Annotated in this window: 15 protein-coding genes; 7 read left to right on the top strand and 8 right to left on the bottom strand. The window is 51.9% G+C overall.

Annotated elements, in window-relative coordinates; all coding sequences use genetic code 11:
* Positions 1-25: 25 nt before the first annotated feature.
* The 5 genes from ACO064_RS12230 to ACO064_RS12250 form a co-directional block, all read right to left on the bottom strand.
* Positions 26-1,324 carry a Gfo/Idh/MocA family protein gene (locus ACO064_RS12230; RefSeq protein WP_421827636.1) on the bottom strand — a complete coding sequence of 433 codons (1,299 nt, stop codon included), beginning with the start codon at positions 1,322-1,324 and terminating at the stop codon, positions 26-28.
* Positions 1,325-1,352: 28 nt separating this feature from the next.
* The gene (locus ACO064_RS12235) at positions 1,353-3,131 is read right to left on the bottom strand and encodes a RagB/SusD family nutrient uptake outer membrane protein (protein WP_421827637.1); all 1,779 of its coding nucleotides are present in this window, start codon (positions 3,129-3,131) and stop codon (positions 1,353-1,355) included.
* Positions 3,132-3,158: 27 nt separating this feature from the next.
* Positions 3,159-6,335: a SusC/RagA family TonB-linked outer membrane protein gene (locus ACO064_RS12240; protein ID WP_421827638.1), complete on the bottom strand. Its 3,177-nt coding sequence runs from the start codon at positions 6,333-6,335 to the stop codon at positions 3,159-3,161.
* A 560-nt stretch (positions 6,336-6,895) separates the two neighbouring features.
* A complete protein-coding gene (locus ACO064_RS12245) occupies positions 6,896-7,534 on the bottom strand; it encodes a GntR family transcriptional regulator (protein WP_114406746.1) in 639 nt (212 codons plus the stop codon).
* A 148-nt stretch (positions 7,535-7,682) separates the two neighbouring features.
* Positions 7,683-8,741, bottom strand: a complete 1,059-nt coding sequence (locus ACO064_RS12250; RefSeq protein WP_421827639.1) for a hypothetical protein — start codon at positions 8,739-8,741, stop codon at positions 7,683-7,685.
* Between the two features lie 182 nt (positions 8,742-8,923).
* Between ACO064_RS12250 and ACO064_RS12255 the strand changes: the two genes are divergently transcribed.
* From ACO064_RS12255 to ACO064_RS12280, 6 genes are all read left to right on the top strand, one after another.
* Positions 8,924-10,432, top strand: coding sequence for an NCS1 family nucleobase:cation symporter-1 (locus ACO064_RS12255; protein ID WP_421827640.1), 1,509 nt, complete (start codon positions 8,924-8,926; stop codon positions 10,430-10,432).
* A complete protein-coding gene (gene hydA / locus ACO064_RS12260) occupies positions 10,416-11,798 on the top strand; it encodes a dihydropyrimidinase (RefSeq protein WP_421827641.1) in 1,383 nt (460 codons plus the stop codon). Before ACO064_RS12255 ends, hydA begins: the two co-directional genes overlap by 17 nt.
* An 11-nt stretch (positions 11,799-11,809) precedes the next feature.
* On the top strand, positions 11,810-12,676 hold the full coding sequence (locus ACO064_RS12265; protein WP_421827642.1) for a nitrilase-related carbon-nitrogen hydrolase: 867 nt from the start codon (positions 11,810-11,812) through the stop codon (positions 12,674-12,676).
* 86 nt (positions 12,677-12,762) lie between these two features.
* A complete protein-coding gene (locus ACO064_RS12270; RefSeq protein ID WP_421827643.1) occupies positions 12,763-14,100 on the top strand; it encodes an NAD(P)-dependent oxidoreductase in 1,338 nt (445 codons plus the stop codon).
* A 168-nt stretch (positions 14,101-14,268) separates the two neighbouring features.
* Positions 14,269-15,537, top strand: a complete 1,269-nt coding sequence (gene preA / locus ACO064_RS12275) for an NAD-dependent dihydropyrimidine dehydrogenase subunit PreA (RefSeq protein WP_421827644.1) — start codon at positions 14,269-14,271, stop codon at positions 15,535-15,537.
* Positions 15,538-15,710: 173 nt separating this feature from the next.
* Positions 15,711-15,905: a cold-shock protein gene (locus ACO064_RS12280; protein ID WP_114406921.1), complete on the top strand. Its 195-nt coding sequence runs from the start codon at positions 15,711-15,713 to the stop codon at positions 15,903-15,905.
* A gap of 351 nt (positions 15,906-16,256) precedes the next feature.
* Here ACO064_RS12280 and ACO064_RS12285 read toward each other — a convergent pair whose 3' ends face one another.
* Together ACO064_RS12285 and ACO064_RS12290 are read right to left on the bottom strand one after the other, a co-directional pair.
* Positions 16,257-16,907 (bottom strand): DedA family protein, encoded by a 651-nt coding sequence (locus tag ACO064_RS12285; protein WP_421827645.1) that lies wholly within the window; start codon positions 16,905-16,907, stop codon positions 16,257-16,259.
* 20 nt (positions 16,908-16,927) lie between these two features.
* The gene (locus tag ACO064_RS12290; RefSeq protein ID WP_421827646.1) at positions 16,928-17,722 is read right to left on the bottom strand and encodes a phosphosulfolactate synthase; all 795 of its coding nucleotides are present in this window, start codon (positions 17,720-17,722) and stop codon (positions 16,928-16,930) included.
* Between the two features lie 142 nt (positions 17,723-17,864).
* Here ACO064_RS12290 and ACO064_RS12295 point away from each other — a divergent pair, with 142 nt between their 5' ends.
* Entirely contained in the window at positions 17,865-18,311 is a 447-nt protein-coding gene (locus tag ACO064_RS12295) for a PaaI family thioesterase (protein ID WP_421827647.1), read from the top strand.
* Positions 18,312-18,453: 142 nt separating this feature from the next.
* On the opposite strand, the gene ACO064_RS12300 is transcribed toward ACO064_RS12295, so the two are convergent.
* The gene (locus ACO064_RS12300) at positions 18,454-19,479 is read right to left on the bottom strand and encodes an aldo/keto reductase (RefSeq protein WP_421827648.1); all 1,026 of its coding nucleotides are present in this window, start codon (positions 19,477-19,479) and stop codon (positions 18,454-18,456) included.
* Between the last annotated feature and the right edge of the window lie 268 nt (positions 19,480-19,747).

Below are 19,747 nucleotides of genomic sequence, written 5' to 3' on the forward strand. Positions count from 1 at the left end.
AGGGGCGTTAAGGGTTAGTCAAACTTTACACATTCCAAAGCTTATACTGCGGAATTTTCAGCGTTTCCCCATTTTTCAGGGCCGACTGGTGGGCGACGATGCCCGAAACCGTCAGGTTCAGCGCCATGACGATGTTGACAAGCGGGTGACGATCCTGCAAAATAGCCGTCAGAAATTCGTCCGTCAGCCGTCCGTGCGAGCCACCGTGACCGCCGGATTCGACACCGGGAGGCAAGGCGGGCCGAACCAGATCGGGCAGATTTTTCTCCAGCCCTTCGTATTTGCCGTAAAACGATCCTTTCTGTCCGCGAACACGGCCCCGTTCGCCGTGGTCGCCGGGCGTGTCCCAACTCACCGCCATCCGCGACGAACCGCCTTCGCTGGTGCGGAACATCGCGATTTCGGAGCCAAACGGGTTGTTATACCGGTTGCTGCCGGGCTGCATTTGCCTGGAAATACTCGGCATACCCAGGCAGGAAACTTCGGTGAAACTGCCGTTGGTGACGCCCACATAATACGCGTTGGAGTGGGTCGGATAATACTGCGGAGGCAAACCGACGCGCCACTCTTTGTAGGATGGCAGTGGATCATCCATGTAGTGATAATATTCACCTTCCGAATAAACCAGTTTGCCCAAACCGCCCGCGTTATATATCTGGCGCATGGCGTACAGATCTTCGTGGAAACAGGACGTTTCGAACATCATGTATTTTTTGCCGCTGGCCTTCACCGCTTCATACAGCCGGTCGGCATCTTCCAGCGAACCAAAAACCGCCGGAACCGCCGTGGCTACATGTTTGCCGTGCTGAAGGGCCAGAATGGCGTGTTTAGCGTGGCTCGGCGCATCGGTGGCAATGAAAACCGCTTCGATGCTGTCGTCTTTGACGAGTTCTTCGAGCGACGGATACGTTTTCGAGCAATTACACGCCTTCGCCAACTGAGCGCAGCGATCGGGAAACAGATCGCTCACGGCGACAATCTCGACGTTGGGATGGTTCTGGAAACCAAACTCCGCTCCGAATTTACAGAGACCGTAGCCGACAATGCCGACCCGGATTTTGCGGTCCGAAACCGGCACCCACTTTTTGGTTGCGCTGGCGGTTTCCTGCGTCCGTTCAAATCCCTGAATAGCCGGTTTTCCGGCAGCGGCCTGCACGGGTTGCTTACCGGTCGAACAGCCGGGCAAAATGCCCAGGGCGGTAACACCCAGCCCAAGCGATTGCAGAAACGAACGGCGGTTGAAAGGGCTGGTTTCCTTTGGGTTCAGTGACGTCCCGTCCGATGCTCCGGACGAAGCCTGCGGGTTGTTGTTAGGGTTAATCATAGCGGAAATAGTCAGAATAAATCAGAAATTAATACCCCGGATTTTGTTTGAGTGTCGGTTTCCCTTCTGTTGTGCTCAAATCGATCTGGGCCTGCGGAATGGGATAAAGTTCGTTCTTTCCTTTTGTGAAAAAAGCCCCTTTCATGTAATCCTGATTAAAGTACTTCGGAACAGCCGCTTCGTACTTCAGGTAGTTGTTCAAAAGCGTCGCCATGTAGCCTGTGCCGTTGTCGTAGCGTTGCAGATCGAAAAACCGGTGGTGTTCCAGCGCCAGTTCAAGTTTCCGTTCAAACCGGACGGCCTCCCGGGCAAACTCCTTGCCTTTCTGAACGAACTGCCCGGTATAGAGTCCCACCTTGTAGTTCGCTGCCGGTTCGTTGGTAAATCCTTTCAACGGGGCCGCATTGTCAATGTATTTCTTCACAAAACCGGCCGGATTGGCTGCCCGCGCCCGAATCTGGTTGACGTAGGCTTCCGCCTGTGCCAGACTCCCGATTTCCACTTCGACCTCAGCCGCCCAGAGCAGCACATCCGCAAAACGAATCAGGCTGTAGGGGTTGTTGGTGTTCGCATTTTCGCGATCGGTGGCGATGCGGGCCTGCCAGGCAATGTTCTTGATGACGCTATACGGCCCACCGGTATTCTGCTGCCGAATCCAGGCCATGCCCGGGTGGATGCCCCAATCCAGATACGGTATGCCCCGGCGGCCTACCACCCAGTCCAGCCGCGCGTCGAGCGTACCGGCGTAGGGTGTAAACGCTGCCGACGATTGCAACCCCTGGTCGTTGGTAACCAGGTTTTTATTGTACGAATCGATCAGCGGCAATCCGTTGGCATCGGTTTGGTAGGCATTCACCAGGTCGAACGAAGGCTGCAACCAGCCGTAGCAACACGACGGCGGACCGCCAAATGGGCCGTTATACATATCGGCGGCATTGCCGTTAGAACCGTTGGCACCGTCATAAACCGACATCTGAACGGTAAAAACCGCTTCGGGTCCGTGTTTTTTATCGGTTCTGAAATTGTCGAAATACTGTTCGGCCAGCGCGTACTTCTTGCCATTGGATGTTACGCCACTGGCGATGATTTCGGCCAGCAACGGTTTGGCTTCCGTGAATTTCTGCTGGAATAGATACACCTTCGCCAGAAAAGCTTTGGCCGCCCATTTGTTGGCCCGCCCGACATCGGATTTGGTCGGTGTCAGGTTGTCAGCCGCGTATTTAAAATCCGCTTCAATTTTAGGCCAGATCGGGTCGGTATTCGAGACGTTGTAATTCCCGGCGTCATAGCCAATCGACTCATCCACAAACGGTACATTGCGCCACAGTTTGGCCGCTTCAAAATGGTACACACCCCGCAAAAAGATGGCTTCGGCCTTGGTCTGGGCCGCTTCGTCGGCCGTTAGTTCGGTAACCTTGGGTAGTAAACGCAGGACATCGTTGGTTCGCTGAACGGCAGCATACAGAAACTGCCAGCGTTCGTTGGTCGACGAACTGGTCGGATCGTGGGTATAGGCTTCGTAGGAAGCCAGTAAACCGTTCGGCTCCGTTCCCACGTGTGCATCGTCGGACGCCATACTCGACAAAACCGTCGGGCTGCTCCAGAAACTCCCGCCCGTGGCGCCTACGCCGTCGAGCAGTGAATAAGCGCCAATCAGAACCCCTTTAATGCCCGACTTATTCGCCAGGGTACTTTCGCTGATCGAACCGATGGGTTGTTTTTCCAGATACTCTTCCGTACAGGCTGACAACGACAAGAGCGATACCAGACAGCCTGTTAAAATCGGTTTTAGATAATTTCTTTTCATGATTTCTATTTTTTAACAGGAGGTGTTTTAAAAGGATAGATTGACGCCGAAAAGAAAATTCCGCTGGTTGTTCGGGTAATTCCCAAAATCGACCCCAAAAGCCGAACTACTGCCGCCTAACTCCGGATCGAGTCCGGTATATTTTGTAATCGTAAACAGGTTAGCCGCCTGCGCATAGACCCTCAGTTTACCAATGCCTGCTTTTTGTAAAAGCGTTGGTTTCAGCGTATACCCCAGGATTAACGACCGCATCCGCAAGTAAGAACCGTCCTCCACAAAATAAGAATTTAACGCGCCGGATGTGCTTAACGATGTACCGGTTTCGATGATGGGGACCGTGGTGTTGGTATTCTGCGGTGTCCACGCATTCAACAATACGTTGCTTTTATTTCCGACATAACCGGCATAAAAATGGGTATACGAGCGAATGGTGTTGACGATTTCATTGCCCTGTGAGCCGTAAAAAATAGTGGACAGATCAAATCCTTTGTAATTTAGTCCCAGGTTGATTCCGTACGTAAAATCCGGATTTGGACTACCCAGAAAGGTGCGATCGGCGGGTGTAATCACGCCATCGCCGTTGACATCCCGGTATTTAAAACGGCCGGGAGCCGCACCACTTTGTGCGGGCGATTCCGACACTTCGCTTGCTGAATTGAACAGGCCCAGAACGTCATAGCCGAAGAAAGAACTGACGGCCTGCCCCTCCTGATTCCGAACCAGATTGCCCATCCCCTGCAAACTCGATACCTCAAAATAGCCCGGATTCGGAATGTCGACCACCATGTTTTTATACGAAGTGATATTGGCTCCAACCGAAAACTGCAGTGCGTTGGCAATCGTACCGCGGTAGGTCAATGACGCGTCGACCCCCTTGTTTTGAATATCGCCAATATTGACCACGGGCGCTGTTGCACCGCCAACCGTGGCCGGCAGCGGCTGCGTGAAAAGCAAGCCATTGATGGATTTCTTGTAATATTCGACCGAAACGTCCAGTTTGTTGTTGAATAGACTGGCGTCAAAACCCAGATTGGAGACGATGTTTTCTTCCCAGCCCGCATTCGGGTTGCCAATCCGGGTTTGGATAAATCCTTGTTGAACCGTATTGCTGGTTCCGGCGATGTCGTAGTAGGCCGTGCCATAACCGCCACCGTACAAGCTGAAGGCATTTTCGGGTGCCACGTTGTTCTGAGAACCCAGAATACCGTAACTTCCCCTGATTTTCAGGTCACTCAGCCAACTGATGTCTTTCATAAAGGCTTCGTTGGAAACCCGCCAGCCCAGCGAAACGGATGGGAACACGCCATACCGTTTTTCGCTACCGAAGCGAGAAGAACCGTCCCGGCGAATGGTGGCACCAATAAGATACTTGTCGTTGTAAGCGTAATCGACCCGACCGAAAATAGAAAACAGGCTGTTGATGTAGGCGTTGCTGAAATTGGTAACCCCGGTGGTTCCGTTCCCCAGAATCAGGTAGTCATAATTCGTGGAGAAAAACCGCTGCGAACTCCCGCCAACACCCCGACCGGAGCTTTTAATGGCTTCCGATCCCACCAACGCCTGAATCGAATGTTTGCCAAGCTGGGTCTCGTATTTGAGCGTGTTGGTCCACGTTAGGGTGCTGTTAAAACTGGCATTCTCCGAATAACTGTTCGGACTGCTGTTGCCCTGTTTATTCTCGTATTGTGTAAAATTAAAACTCTGACCGTAGTTGTTATCGATCGTTGCACCAAAGCTCGTACGGGCCGTAAAATTTTTCAGAAAATCTACTTCGGCATACGCATTGCCGACGATATTCCACGAATTGGAACGGTTGTTAATATTCCGTTTCTGCATGGCTACCGGGTTCTGGTTACTTCCCAGGCCCGGTCCGGCAAATGTACCTCCGTAATTGCCTTTAATGTCGTAAACCGGGATGATGGGCATCATTTTATAAACCGCCGAGAGCGTACCAAATTCGGACTGATTTCCAAACCCGGGGCTATCCCGGTAAAATACGTTGGCATTCTGACCAATCCGGATATTTTTTCCCACTTTAAAAGCCGTGTTGACCCGCGCCGAATACCGTTTCATGTACGTTTCAATCAGCGTTCCCTGCTGGTTGATATAACCAAGTGAAAGCAAATAGTTCGATTTGTCGGTCCCTCCGCTGGCGGTCAGGTTATGGCTCGTCATGGGTGCGGGTTTAAAGAGTTCATGAAACCAGTCAGTACCGGTTTTATTGACTTGCTGAATCAGATAATTATTGGCGGTATTAATCGGGTCGTAACTGTATTTGGACGGATCAACGGCCGGGTCCCCGGCTTTGGCAACCCCGGCAACACCCGGTCCTGCATACAAATAGTCCGGCATTCCGTTAGCAAAAAGAATATTATTGGGTGTGGCAATGTTCACCACTTTCATAAAATCCTGGGCGTTCAACAGGTCGAAGGGATTGCCGGGCAGAGGCATCTGCATCCCGTAATAGGCATCATACGTGATGGTGGGCTTACCGGATTTACCCTTTTTCGTGGTTACGATCAACACCCCGTTGGAACCCCGAACCCCGTAAATAGCGGCCGCACCGGCGTCCTTTAACACCTGAATCGACTCGACATCGTCGGCGCTGATGTTGTTCAGATCGGCCTGAATCCCGTCGACCAGCACCAGCGGCTGCGTATTACCGAAGGACGTGACGCCCCGAACAAAGATGTTGCTGCTCGCGCCCGGAACTCCCGACGTGATCACATTGACCCCGGCAGCCTGTCCCTGCAGCGCCTGAACCGCCGAACCGGCCGGAAATGATTTCACGGCTTTCATATCGACCACCGCCACCGAACCCGTAATGTCTTTCTTCCGCTGGCTGGAATATCCGGTAACAACCACTTCGTTAAGCAACTGCAAATCAGACGTTAAACTAACATTTATTATCGTCTGGGAATTCACCGTAACCTCTTTGGTTACGTAGCCGATAAACGAAAAAATCAGAACATCGCTCGGTTTGGCACTGATGGTAAACTGTCCATTGGCACCCGTGGCCGTTCCCCGGCTGGTTCCTTTGATAACGACGTTAACACCGGGCAAGGTCGCCTGACCATTATTGTCTACAACTGTTCCCTGGATTTCCCGGGCATCCTGTGCGGACACCTGCCCGTATGTACCGAGGAAAAAGGCAAGCAGCAGGACAAAGCACGGCCCTATCTGGTAAAACTTTCTTCTTTTCATACACCAATACGTTTTGAGGTTGATTAAGAGGTCTTGACTCACTACTTAGCAATCGTACGCGGGGAAACTCACTAGCTCAGGCCTTTTTTAGCAACTGAATAATGGATACAGACTTACTTCGAAAAGAGAATCGTAAACAAATCCCGCATCAGATGATCCAGGCTTGGTGTAAAGTCGATGGCTTTAACGGGCTTTTATGCCCTGGTAGTTCACCTTCATCCAGTCAGGGCAGAACATAAAAGAAACGTGCATTCGGTTTATTAGAACTCAGTCAGGAAACGAGCCGAGGTACTGAATACCTTAATTATGCTTACAAATATATAGTCAATTTGTTAACAAAAAAATATTCTATTCTTTTTTTTCAGTTTATACGAATTGTGTAGAACTGCCGGACCGATACGCCGGTTTTCCGAAGCGGAGCGTTCAGTGGCAGAAGTTTACAATAAGGGCTTCAGAAAGGGCAGAAATGCTGGAAGGGAGCGTTTATTGGCAAAACGAAGCAGTCGGATTTGGAGGAGAAAGGGGTAATCGGAAAAAAAAGAGGAACAAAAAAATAGACCTCAGTCGAGGTCCAGCGTAGCGACTTCACCGCGGATGAGGTGTCGGGTGAGCGTTTCTTCGGCGAGTTTGAGGTCTTTTTCTTTCAGGGCTTTCAGAATCTGCCGGTGTTCCATGTCCGTAAGTTCATAGTCGTCCATGTGGGTCTGGGCTTGCCCTAACTTCTGATGAAAAAGGGGAATATTGCCGGATTGGTACAGATTCCGGAGTTTTTCGTTGTCGGCACTATCGATTAAGGTTTCGTGGAATTTCACGTCGGCTTCGCAGGCTCCACCGAAATAACCGCGCTGAATCATGGACGTAAAGTCCTCACAAATTCGCTCCAGTTCGTCGATGTGTTGCTGGTCTATTTTTTGAATGGCCAACCGGATCGCACCCAGTTCCAGAATTTCCCGCAACTCCCGAATCTGCTGAATGTCGGCAGCAATGAGAGACTTCACAAAAAAACCGCCTTTTTCACCCAAAACCACCAACTGCTCGCCCAGAAGCCGGGTGAGGGCTTCCCGAATGGCCATGCGGTTTACTTCCAGTTTGCCAGCCCAGACATCTTCTTTGAGCCGCATTCCGGATACAAGCTGGTTAGACAGGATTTTTCTTCTTAGTTCAGTATATGCTTTATTGGCCAGTGAATCTTCTTTCATTCGATTTTCAATGTAAACGAGATCAGTACCCTAAAGTAAACAAAAATACATTTATTGTAAAGTTAACCAATAATTTGAGAGCCGCAAACACGATAAAAGAAAGGCCTTGATGGCAGAATAACGGGAATGGAAGGTCCTATTTAATACCTCAGTGCTGGCTCAACCACTCAAAATAATCTTTTTCAACCGCGGCCCCGTTGTAGAATTTGTCAATAACCTTGCCACCGGAACCGTAGGTCAGCTTGTGGAACGTGTGATCGTGGTTCGGATAAGCCCGGAGCGTCAGGTTGGTCTTACCCCGCCGGGCAAACGCCAGCGGTAAAACATCATTGGAAGTAGCCCCGACGTCGGCGGTGCCATACAGAATGCAGATCGGGATGGTCAAGGCCAGCAAAAAATCCGGGTTGTGGCCGTGAGAAAACGAGTACATGGTTCGGTTGGGATCGCCTTCCACTGCGCTGGTGTTCAGAGAATCACGGCAAAGAGCCGCCCATTCGTTTTGCAGGGCTTCGACCCGGCGCTGCGCTTCCTCCTGCGTGTATTCTCCCGTATACCCTTTCATTCGCTCGGTGCGCAAAATGGATTGAAAACGACCCTCCAGATTGCCCGAAAAACCAATCAGCTGCGTGACCTGCGGGTTGGTATAAGCGGTTTTGATGGCCACATGATAGCCTTCCGAACCACCGGCAATAACGACCCTTTTCGGATCGGCCCAGGACTGGCTCAGCACAAACCGCAGGACGGCGTTCGTCTGATCGACGTAATAGTCAAGATAGTTACGGCTTTGATAGGCCGCCGGATACATGCCGGTTTTGGGAGCAGACCGGCGGCTGAACAAGGTATCCAGGTACGCGTCGTCAACGACCAGCGGAATACCGGGTTTGGCAATCATGATGCTGTAATAGTCCGCTTCGTGGTCGTAACAGGTCCGGGGCAGTTCCGTTAAAGCCGGTCGGTTCGTCTTCGGATTGATCGTGAACAACGGAATGGGTAACGACCCCTGCCGAAAGAGAAAAATGGGCTTCCGTTTGTTCAGTTCTCCCTTTTTAGCGACGACGGCAAACGTGATGGAATCGCCCTTGAAAGGAATGGTAAAAACCGTGTAGTCGCCCAGCGAGCGTTGCGTGGGCTGGGAAAAAGCCGGACTGGTCAGCAGGGCAACCAGAAGAAAAGGAAGAAAATGGTTCAAGGCCAAGTCGAATTTCATAAGCTGGCAAAGATAAAAGGAGCCTCCAGCCTTCTCCAAGTTAAGGTTTGTTAAATGAATAAGTTCGTCTGATAACTCTGCTATCAGGTGCGTAAACGGTAGTTGATAATCCGGGCCTTTATTTCTACCTTAACCATTCCGATTCACCGGAAAATTGTCTATTCCAAACCTGCTGATTGTTTATGCAAAGTCGTACCGGCGAAAGTCAACATCCGCGTCCTGCTTCCACGCTCTACAGCGAAGACCTGGCCCCCATTCCGGTGGACAAACGCACCTGGACGACCTGGAATTACGCGGCCCTGTGGATCAGCATGAGCTTGTGCATTCCAACCTATATGCTCGCCAGCTCGCTCATCGAAGGCGGCATGAACTGGTGGCAGGCCATTCTGACCATTTTTCTGGGCAATACCATTGTGCTGGTTCCGATGGTATTAAACGGACACGCAGGAGCCAAATACGGGATTCCGTTTCCGGTGCTGGCGCGGGCCAGTTTCGGCACCAGCGGGGCCAACATCCCGGCCCTGCTCCGCGCCATCGTGGCCTGTGGCTGGTTTGGCATTCAAACCTGGATCGGCGGTTTTGCGCTTTACCAGATGTTCCGGCTCTGGATACCGGCCCTGGAAACGCTACCCCCGGTTTTCCCGGCGTCTTTCGGGCTCCAAACCGGCCCCGCAATCTGCTTCTTTCTGTTCTGGCTGCTCAATATGTACGTTATTTACCTCGGTGTCGAAAGCATCAAGAAGTTGCTCGTTTTCAAAGCTTTCTTTCTTCCGGTGGCCGCGCTGGCGTTGTTGTTCTGGGCGATTTCGGCCGGAAACGGGTTGGGTCCTATTCTGGAACAGCCTTCCAAATTTGTCAATACCGCCGATTTCTTCGCGTTTTTCTTTCCGGCCTTAACCGGCATGGTCGGTTTCTGGGCCACGTTGTCGCTGAATATTCCCGACTTTACGCGCTATGCCAAAAGCCAGCAGGCGCAGATCAAAGGGCAGATTATCGGACTGCCGCCGTCGATGACACTGTTCTCGTTCATCGGCGTGGTGGTCACCTCGGCCACGACGATTATTTACGGCAGCACGATCTGGGACCCGCTCGTACTGGCGGGGAAATTCGAGAACAAACTCATCGTCAGCCTGGCCATGATTGCGGTGGCAATTTCGACCCTGGCCACCAACATTGCCGCCAACATGGTGAGTCCCGCCAACGATTTTGCTAACCTGGCGCCCGCCAAAATCAACTTCCGAACGGGTGGTTACATCACCGGCGTCATCGGGATTCTGATTTTTCCGTGGAAACTCATCGCCGATCCGAGCGGCTATATTTTTACCTGGCTGGTCGGTTATTCAAGTCTGCTCGGGCCAGTTGGCGGCATCATGATCGCGGATTATTTCTTTGTCCGAAAACAGCAATTAATCACTTCTGAATTGTACAGCGCGACCGGTATGTATAGCTATAAAACCGGTTTTAACCCGGCCGCTCTGGTCGCTTTACTGCTGGGAATTTTGCCCAACGTACCCGGTTTTCTGACCACGATCCAACTAATTCCGGCCGACAGCGTTCCGGCCTGGATTTCGCACCTGTACAATTATGCCTGGTTTGTCGGTTTTCTGGTCAGCGGCCTGGTTTATCTGGTCATGATGCGCTCATACCAACCTCTCCCTTCTAACGAACTCCCGCATGTCGCTTTTGATTAAAAACGGACGGATTATCACGGCGACCGACGCGTATGTCGCTGATCTACTGGTGGAAGGTGAAACCATCCGCGCCATCGGAAAGGACTTGTCGTTTCCGGCCGACGAAACCATCGACGCCACCGGCCTGCTGGTTTTCCCCGGCGGCATCGACCCGCACGTCCACCTGGACATGCCATTCATGGGCACGTTTTCGAGCGATACCCACGAAACCGGAACCCGCGCGGCACTCCACGGCGGCACCACGACCGTCATCGATTTTGTCCTGCAAAAACAGGGGCATTCCCTGAAAGACGCCCTGGCCGACTGGAATTCGAGAGCCGAAGGAACCGCCGTGGGCGACTACAGTTTTCACATGGCCGTCACCGACTTCAACGAAAACACCCGCGCCGAAATCCAACAGATGATTGAAAATGAAGGCATTACGTCATTCAAAACCTTCATGGCGTATAAAGGTGCGCTGATGATCGACGACCGGCAGATGGTGGCCCTGATGCAGGAAGTGAAAAAACAGGGCGGCATGGTAACCGTTCACGCGACCAACGGCGACGTGATCGACTACCTTGTGGCCAAACACCGGGCGGAAGGCAAGCTGGCTCCCTTGTATCATTACCTTTCGCAGCCGGAAATGACCGAAGCCGAAGCCAGCGGCCGCTTTGCCGACATGGCCGACTACACCGGTTGCCCCGCCTACATCGTTCACCTGACCTGCGAGGGCGCACTGAACGCCGTTCGGAATGCTACTCGCCGGAACCAGAAACTGTTCGTGGAGACCTGCATTCAGTACCTGATTCTGGACGCGTCGCTCTATGAAAAAGATTTTGAGGGCGCCAAGTGGGTGATGAGTCCGCCCCTGCGGGAGAAAAAAGACCAGACGACGCTCTGGGCCGGTATCAACCAGGGGCTGGTGCAGGTCGTAGCAACGGATCACTGTCCCTTCATGTGGGAGCAGAAATTGATGGGCAAAGACGACTTTTCAAAAATTCCCAACGGCCACCCCGCCATCGAAAACCGAATGGAGTTACTCTACAGCGAGGGGGTTCATACCGGAAAAATTACGGAGAATAAATACATCGAAGTAGCCTGCACCAATCCGGCAAAAATCTTCGGTTTATTCCCGAAAAAAGGCACGATTGCGGTCGGAAGTGACGCCGATCTCGTCCTGTTCGACCCGACTGAAAAACATACGATTTCGGCACAAACGCACCACATGCATGTCGATTATTCGGCGTATGAAGGCTGGGAAATAACCGGAAAAGTAAAAACCGTCCTGCTACGCGGGAAAGTAGTTATTGACAACGGGAACTGTCTCGTTGAAAAAGGATACGGGCAATTCATCAAACGAAATAAAGTCAGCGGAACGATTTAAATCACACCATTATGCCACGAATGATCCGATCGGGATTGATCCAGATGAGTCTGCCGCTGACGGAAGGCGAAGGCACGATTGCAGAAATTAAAGAAGCGATGGTGCAAAAACACCTGCCGCTAATCGACGAAGCCGGGCAGAAAGGCGTCCAGATTCTATGCCTTCAGGAAATCTTCAATACGCCCTATTTCTGTCCCGGACAGGACCGGGAATGGTACAAATCGGCGGAAACCATTCCGGGGCCGACCATCGACCAAATGGCGGAGTACGCCAGAAAATACAGCATGGTGATGATCGTTCCCATTTTCGAGAAAGAGCAGGCCGGTGTCCTGTACAACACGGCGGCTGTGATCGACGCCGACGGAACGTATCTGGGCAAATACCGCAAGAACCACATTCCGCACACCTCCGGTTTTTGGGAGAAATTCTTCTTTAAACCGGGCAATTTGGGCTATCCGGTTTTTCAGACCCGCTACGCCAAAGTTGGCGTTTACATCTGTTACGATCGTCATTTTCCCGATGGAGCCCGGTGTCTGGGATTAAATGGCGCAGAAATTGTATACAATCCATCGGCAACGGTGGCAGGTTTGTCGCAGTATTTGTGGAAGCTCGAACAACCCGCCCACGCGGCTGCCAACGGCTATTTCATGGGCTGCATCAACCGGGTGGGCGAAGAAAAGCCCTGGAATCTCGGCCGGTTTTATGGCTCGTCGTATTTCGTGGATCCGCGCGGGCAAATCTTCGCGACGGCTTCGGAAGATCAGGACGAATTGCTGATCGCCGATTTTGATCTCGATCTGATCGAAGAAGTCCGCAGCGTCTGGCAGTTCTTCCGCGACCGACGACCGGAGACGTACAACAAATTGGTTGAACTTTAACGAAATGATGGATTATGAATGATGAACGATGAATGGCCGACGCGTAAAATTCATCGTTCATCATTCATAATCCATCATTAAAAAACATGTCAATCGTCAATAACCGCTTAACGGCAGAAAAATACGGGGAGAATTTCAGTGATATTCATCCGCCGTTCGAAACGCGCGATGCGGCTTTGGTGGAAGCCAACCGCTGCCTGTTTTGCTACGATGCACCGTGTATTAAAAGCTGTCCGACAAGTATCGATATTCCAAAATTTATCCGGCAGATTACGACCGATAATCTCAAAGGATCGGCTCATACCATTCTCAGTGCCAACATCCTGGGTGGTGGCTGTTCAAAAGTCTGCCCGGTCGAGAAGTTATGCGAGGGTTCGTGCGTCTACAACCTAATGGACGAACCGCCCATTCCAATTGCCAAACTCCAGCGGTTTTCTACCGAAAAAGCCATTGCGGAAAAGTGGCCGCTGTTTCAGCGAAAACCGTCTACAAGTAAGCGAGTCGCCGTGGTTGGAGCGGGTCCGGCGGGCTTGAGCTGCGCCCACGTACTGAGCCGCGAAGGCATCGACGTGACGGTTTTCGAAAAGGAAAGCAAAGGCGGGGGGCTGATGACGTACGGCATTGCGGCTTATAAGGTAACGCCCCAGTTCTGCGAGGATGAGGTCGATTTCATCACGTCGCTGGGCGGTATTGCGATCCACTACAACGCCGAACTGGGCAAAACCGTCTCGCTGGCCGACTTACAGCAAACCTACGACGCGGTTTATCTGGGCATTGGCGTCGGACTGGCCCGGCAACTGGACATTCCCGGCGAAACCCTCAACGGCGTCGAAGATGCGATCCGGTTTATCTACGACATCCGGACCAATGGGTATTCCTCCGTGCCGGTGGGAGATAAAGTAGCCGTGATTGGCCTGGGCATGACCGCTATTGATGCCGCAACGCAAGCTAAACGACTGGGAGCCAGCGAGGTGACCATCGTCTACCGCCGAACACAGGCCGAAATGCCCTGCACGGAAGCCGAGTTGAATCTGGCGAAACTGGACGGCTGTCGGATCGTCTGGCTGGCCGCTCCGCAGGAAATCATCGGCGAAAACGGGCAGGTTACACAACTGATTTGCAGCCTGATGCAACTGGGCGAACCCGACGCCAGCGGCCGCCGGTCGCCCATAGAAACCGGAGAAACAATAACACTGGACGTTGACATGGTGATCAAAGCCGCCGGACAAATGCCGTTTGAAGCCTTAGTCAGCGCGAATCACCTGGAGAACTGGAAAGGCAAAATTACGATTAACGACGCGTGTGCCACCAACCTCCGGGGCGTTTTTGCGGGCGGTGACTGCGTCAATGGTGGCAAGGAAGTCGTCGACGCGGTTCAGGCCGGGAAAGACGGCGCTAAAGCGATTCTGGAATTCTTAAAATAGTTTACGGTTTTCCGTATTCGGTTTACGGTGCGGTTCCCCGCCGGGACTGACGCGCGCTTTCCAACAGATTATCATTGCGTTCGCTGGAATGCGTCAGTCCCGGCGGGGAACCGCACCGTAAACCGAATACGGAAAACCGTAAACCCATAAACTCAACCAACTCCTCCTATGGCGGATTTATCGGCAAATTTCCTCGGCATCAAATCGCCCAACCCGTACTGGCTGGCGAGCGCTCCACCGACGGACAAAAAATACAACGTGCTGCGGGCGTTTGAAGCCGGCTGGGGTGGCGTGGTGTGGAAAACACTGGGCAGCCAGATCAAAAACGTGTCGTCGCGCTATTCTTCCGTCGATTACAACGGTAACCGGATGATGGGGTTCAACAACATCGAGCTGATTTCGGACCGGCCGCTGGCCATCAACCTCCGCGAAATTGCCGAATGCGTGCGCCTTTTCCCCGACCGGGCGATGGTGGTTTCGCTCATGGCCGACAACAGCCGGGAAAAATGGCACGAGCTGATTGCGCAGGTGGAAGACACCGGCGCCCACGGTCTGGAGCTTAATTTTGGCTGTCCGCACGGCATGAACGAACGCGGCATGGGCGCGGCCGTTGGGCAGGACCCCGAAATTGCCCGGATGGTGGTGGAATGGGTGATGGAAAAAGCCACAATTCCGGTGATTACCAAACTGACGCCCAATGTCCATTCGGTGGTGCCATCGGGCCGGGCATCGGTGGAGGGCGGCACCAACGGGCTTTCGCTGATCAACACCATTCAATCGATCACCGGTGTCGATCTCGACACGCTGGTGCCCAATCCGTACGTTGCGGGGCAATCCGTTTTTGGCGGTTATTGCGGCCCGGCCATCAAACCGATTGCGTTGAAAATGCTCACCACCATCAGCCAGGATCCGATCACGTCGCGGGTGCCGGTTTCGGGCATTGGCGGCATCAGCACCTGGAAAGATGCCGCCGAGTTTCTGCTGCTGGGGGCTACGACGGTGCAGGTGTGCACGGCGGTGATGAAACACGGTTTTCGGATTATCGAAGACCTGTGCGAGGGGCTCAGCAACTGGATGGACGAAAAGGGCTTTAAAACGTTGAATGATTTTATTGGCAAATCCGTACCCACCATTACGCATTGGGAAGATCTGGACATCAACTACCACATCGTGGCGAAAATTAACCCCGATAAGTGCATTCATTGCGGGCTGTGTTACATCGCCTGCGAGGATACGTCCCACCAGTCGATCAGCCTGGCCTATGGCAAACCGTATAATACATATTCCGTCATCGAGGAAGAATGTGTCGGCTGCAATCTCTGCAAACTGGTTTGCCCGGTCGATGATTGCATCACGATGGTGGAGCAACGGAAGGGTGATGAATACGTCAACTGGAAAGAATTTCAACGGCGCGGCCTCCCTTTGAACGATCATTAACGACTAAAAAGCGGACTATTCCGCCAAAAAATAATCCAACAATTGCCGCAAAGAGCCCGCAAAATCGGTCTTTGCGGCTTTTTTTTCATTCTTCGCATATTTTTTTACCCTCAGAGTGAAAACTACCGGGAAGAAACCGTTACTTTACAACTCAATTTTTATTCTTGAAAATCATGCCAACGGGTACAGTTAAGTTTTTTAATGAGAACAAAGGATTCGGGTTTATTGTACCTGATGACTCAAGTGGAGACATTTTCGTTCACGTGTCTGCCTGCCAGGACCAACTGCGGGAGCAAGACAAAGTCACTTACGAAGTAGAGCGCGGCCCGAAAGGGTTGAATGCAACGAACGTTAAGCGGGCCCGGTAACCAACGGCCGGTTAGCTTTCAGGGATTATTATTTTTAAAGGCTAACCGGCTTTCTCCTCTTCTTTCCCAGCAAAGTGGCACGCGAGCATTCATTGCTTTCATATTTTCTTGTGTCCACTCCCACCGAAATCATTTAGCGGCTTTTTGACTTTGTCAGCGTAGTTTTTGCGTTGGTCAAATTGGCATGTCCATTCTTTTTCATTTTGAATCGAATGCCTGCAATAGCAATCATCCCTACGGGATGGATGATCAAATCCACCAATCCGTAGGGATGATTCCTATTGTAGATGAAGAAGGATTATCAATCCCAATAATCCCGTGCCGGTTCAAGCAGAAAACGATGGGTCACCATCAGGCCGTTGTCCGGCTCACCTTCGACTTGATGAATTGGAAAATAATCGGAGCAATCGACAAACCGATGATGCCAAAAATGACCAGCTCAAAGTTATTTTTTATAATCGGCAAATTACCAAACAGATAGCCGAGCATACTCACGCCCACGACCCATAAAATGGCACCGGCTACGCAATAGCTGATGTATTTGCCATAGTTCATACTTCCTGCACCAGCGACGAATGGCGCGATCGTGCGAACGATGGGAATAAACCGGGCCATGATGACGGTTTTTCCGCCGTGTTTCTGGTAAAAATTCTCGGTTTCAGTGATGTATTCCCGCTTGAAGAAGAGAATTCGTTCGCGCATTTTGATCTGGTTACCAAGGACTTTTCCAACGAAATAATTGACATTATCGCCCAGCAAGGCCGCCACAATCAGCAACGGAATCATGATTTTCATGTCCAGCGAACCGGTCGAAGCCGCGAGGGCTCCGGCGGCAAACAGCAGCGAGTCGCCCGGCAGCAGCGGCATAACGATCAATCCGGTTTCTACGAAAATGATCAGAAACAGAATCGCATAGGTCAACGTGCCGTATTCATTGATGATGTCGGCAAGGTGTTTGTCCAAATGCAAAAAAAAGTCGAGAACCGACTGGAGGAATTCCATAGGGGTGATTTCTTGGTTGATTAATGCGACGGTTCCTGGCCGGTTTTCAGCCCGAGTCCGTTCAGAAAATGAGAAAAAGTATCCCCACGAAGACCTAACCGAATGGTTTCCAATGGAATGGCTTCATTGGGGGAAATATTACCAAGATTGACATTGGCACCCAGCAGCTTCACAAACCACACCTGCTGTTCTTTCTGGGGGGCTTCCCAGATGATTCGGTCGGACGGAATTTGTGTCAGGATTTCTTCCACCAGCCCCTGCCGAACTTCCCCGCTGGCCCGAAACAGGCCGACGGTGCCGCCTTCGCGGGCTTCACCGATTACTTTCCAGGCACCTGCTTCCAGTTCGGCCCGCATCAACTGAATCCATTTGTAAGGCGGGATGATCTTGGCCTCGTCTTTCGACCCTACTTCCGACAAAACCGTTACCTGGGTAGCCAACTGACGAATGTACGCACATTTGTCGTCCTGGTTCATCTCGATGGAGCCATCTGATACTTCGGCATACTGTAAATCGAAGGTATCGAGCAATCGCCGGTAGTCGTCGAACTGGTTTCGGATCACAAAAGCTTCAAACAGCGTTCCGCCAAAATAGGCCGGGATGCCGGCATCTTTATAAACCTGCAGTTTCTCTTTCAGATTGGGCGTTACGAATGACGTAGCCCAGCCTAACTTCACAATGTCGACGTGGGCGGCCGATGTGGATAAAAAATCTTCGACCTGTCTGATACTAAGCCCCTTGTCCATAACCATCGTCAGGCCGTCCTGCCGGGGTTTAACGGTCCGTTCCGGAATGTGGGAAAGCGTATAATTCATTTTGAGGGGAAAAGCGTGTTAGCGCAAAAAACGCCCAAAAGTAACACAAGTCCGGCTACCTCCCAAGAAAATCCACGGAATATAGTTCATTAAACCGTTTTCTACTTGGTTAAATGCTATTTTTGTAAAAATAGTCCCGCTTATGTCGACTCCCGAAACCAACCCCCGGCTGCAATTCTTCCGCTCCATGATCGGCCAGGCTATGGCCCAGAGCCCCTCGCCCCTCGGTCGCTGGCTGAACGGCACGCTGCTGGCTGCCGAAGAAGGATCCCTAACGGTGGAATACGAAGTCCGGGAGGACATGACCAATCCGATGCGGATTCTGCACGGTGGAGCCGCTTCGGCCATCATCGACGAACTGATTGGCACGACGGTTTACGCCCTGGGCCGGGAAAATCTGTATACGTCGGTGAATCTGAACGTCGATTTTCTGCACAGCGCCCGGCTGGGCGAAACCGTCACGGCCCGGACTCAGGTGGTGCGGGCGGGTAAAAACATCGTTCATGCCGAATGCCAGATCACGGCGGCCGATGGCAAAATCATCGCCAAAGCATCTTCAAATTTGATTCAGACCTCGGTGAAGCATTAACTTCAATATTCGTTATTCGGAATTCAATATTCGTTGTTAAGATTCATGAATATCGAATATTGAATAACGAATATTGAATAACGAATAGCGAATATTGAATACCGAATAACGAAATCAGAATAACGAACCCCATAAACCGTAACTACACCGGCAGCGGATTCAGATCCGGGTTTTTGCGCTGGTGCCAGTACGGATAAATCGGCTCCTTATTGCTGGCAGCATCCAGCCGGGCCACCTGCTCCTTCGATAGGTTCCAGCCAATGGCGCCCAGATTCTGAGTCAGTTGTTCTTCCGTTCGGGCACCGATCACGATGCTCGAAACCGTCGGGCGTTGCAGCAACCAGTTCAGGGCCACCTGGGCGACGGTTTTACCGGTTTCGGCCGCCAGTTCGTCCAGCGTATCGACAATCGTAAACCAGTAGTCTTCCGGAATCACCGGACCCTCGCCCCCTCCCTGCGCAATCCGGCTGTCGGCGGGTGCGGGATTGCTCCGGCGGTATTTGCCCCCCAATCGTCCGGCCGCCAGCGGACTCCAGACCACCGTTCCAACCTTCTGATCCAGCGCGAGCGGCATCAATTCCCACTCAAATTCACGACTCAGCAGCGAGTAATACGCCTGGTGTGTCACGTATTTCGACCAGCCGTAGCGTTCGGAAACCGACAGCGATTTCATCAGATGCCAGCCGGAGAAGTTGGAACAGCCGATGTAGCGCACTTTTCCGCTCTGCACCAGATTGTTCAGCGCACTCAGCGTTTCCTCCACGGGCGTGTTGCCGTCAAAACCGTGCATGTAATAGATGTCGATGTGATCGGTTTTTAACCGGCGCAGGCTGTCTTCGCAGGATTTGACCAGGTGAAACCGCGACGAACCAAAGTCATTTGGCCCATCGCTCATTTTAAAAGTCGCTTTGGTCGAAATCAGGGCCTTATCGCGCAAACCGCTCAGGGCCTTGCCGAGAATTTCTTCGGACATCCCTTTTGAATACACGTCGGCGGTGTCGAACAGCGTCAGACCGGCATCCAGACAACGATTGACCATCCGGGTGGCTTCTTCGACCTGCGTGCTGCCCCAGGCTTTAAAAAATTCGGTGCCGCCCCCGAACGTGCCCGTTCCAAAACTCAATACCGGAACCTTCAGCCCCGATGCGCCTAATTGTCTGTATTCCATAGCAATGAAGAATTAAAAAAAAATAAAGGTTATTTCGCGGAGATCAGCAGAGAAAACAGGGAGGTGCGCAGAGATTTTTAATATACTCCGCTTAACTCCTTTTTCTCTGCGTAGTTCTGCGAAATAACGATTCCCATTCCGTCAATTTAATAAACGAAACAAATATATCACGATTTGCATCACCCGGTTTCTTTCCCACAACGGCTGTCTTACAAATAGAAATTGTAAGTCTACCCCGGAACGCTTAATTTGAGGAGCCAAACCACCC

The organism is Larkinella sp. (genome assembly GCF_965227735.1).
Lineage (GTDB): Bacteria > Bacteroidota > Bacteroidia > Cytophagales > Spirosomataceae > Larkinella.

Coding starts and splice junctions, on each gene's coding strand:
- ACO064_RS12265 (WP_421827642.1), top strand. CDS start 11,810: ATGCCACGAATGATCCGATCGGGATTGATCCAGATGAGTCTGCCGCTG.
- ACO064_RS12300 (WP_421827648.1), bottom strand. CDS start 19,479: ATGGAATACAGACAATTAGGCGCATCGGGGCTGAAGGTTCCGGTATTG.
- hydA (WP_421827641.1), top strand. CDS start 10,416: ATGTCGCTTTTGATTAAAAACGGACGGATTATCACGGCGACCGACGCG.
- ACO064_RS12230 (WP_421827636.1), bottom strand. CDS start 1,324: ATGATTAACCCTAACAACAACCCGCAGGCTTCGTCCGGAGCATCGGAC.
- ACO064_RS12280 (WP_114406921.1), top strand. CDS start 15,711: ATGCCAACGGGTACAGTTAAGTTTTTTAATGAGAACAAAGGATTCGGG.
- ACO064_RS12295 (WP_421827647.1), top strand. CDS start 17,865: ATGTCGACTCCCGAAACCAACCCCCGGCTGCAATTCTTCCGCTCCATG.
- preA (WP_421827644.1), top strand. CDS start 14,269: ATGGCGGATTTATCGGCAAATTTCCTCGGCATCAAATCGCCCAACCCG.
- ACO064_RS12290 (WP_421827646.1), bottom strand. CDS start 17,722: ATGAATTATACGCTTTCCCACATTCCGGAACGGACCGTTAAACCCCGG.
- ACO064_RS12270 (WP_421827643.1), top strand. CDS start 12,763: ATGTCAATCGTCAATAACCGCTTAACGGCAGAAAAATACGGGGAGAAT.
- ACO064_RS12285 (WP_421827645.1), bottom strand. CDS start 16,907: ATGGAATTCCTCCAGTCGGTTCTCGACTTTTTTTTGCATTTGGACAAA.
- ACO064_RS12240 (WP_421827638.1), bottom strand. CDS start 6,335: ATGAAAAGAAGAAAGTTTTACCAGATAGGGCCGTGCTTTGTCCTGCTG.
- ACO064_RS12250 (WP_421827639.1), bottom strand. CDS start 8,741: ATGAAATTCGACTTGGCCTTGAACCATTTTCTTCCTTTTCTTCTGGTT.
- ACO064_RS12255 (WP_421827640.1), top strand. CDS start 8,924: ATGCAAAGTCGTACCGGCGAAAGTCAACATCCGCGTCCTGCTTCCACG.
- ACO064_RS12235 (WP_421827637.1), bottom strand. CDS start 3,131: ATGAAAAGAAATTATCTAAAACCGATTTTAACAGGCTGTCTGGTATCG.
- ACO064_RS12245 (WP_114406746.1), bottom strand. CDS start 7,534: ATGAAAGAAGATTCACTGGCCAATAAAGCATATACTGAACTAAGAAGA.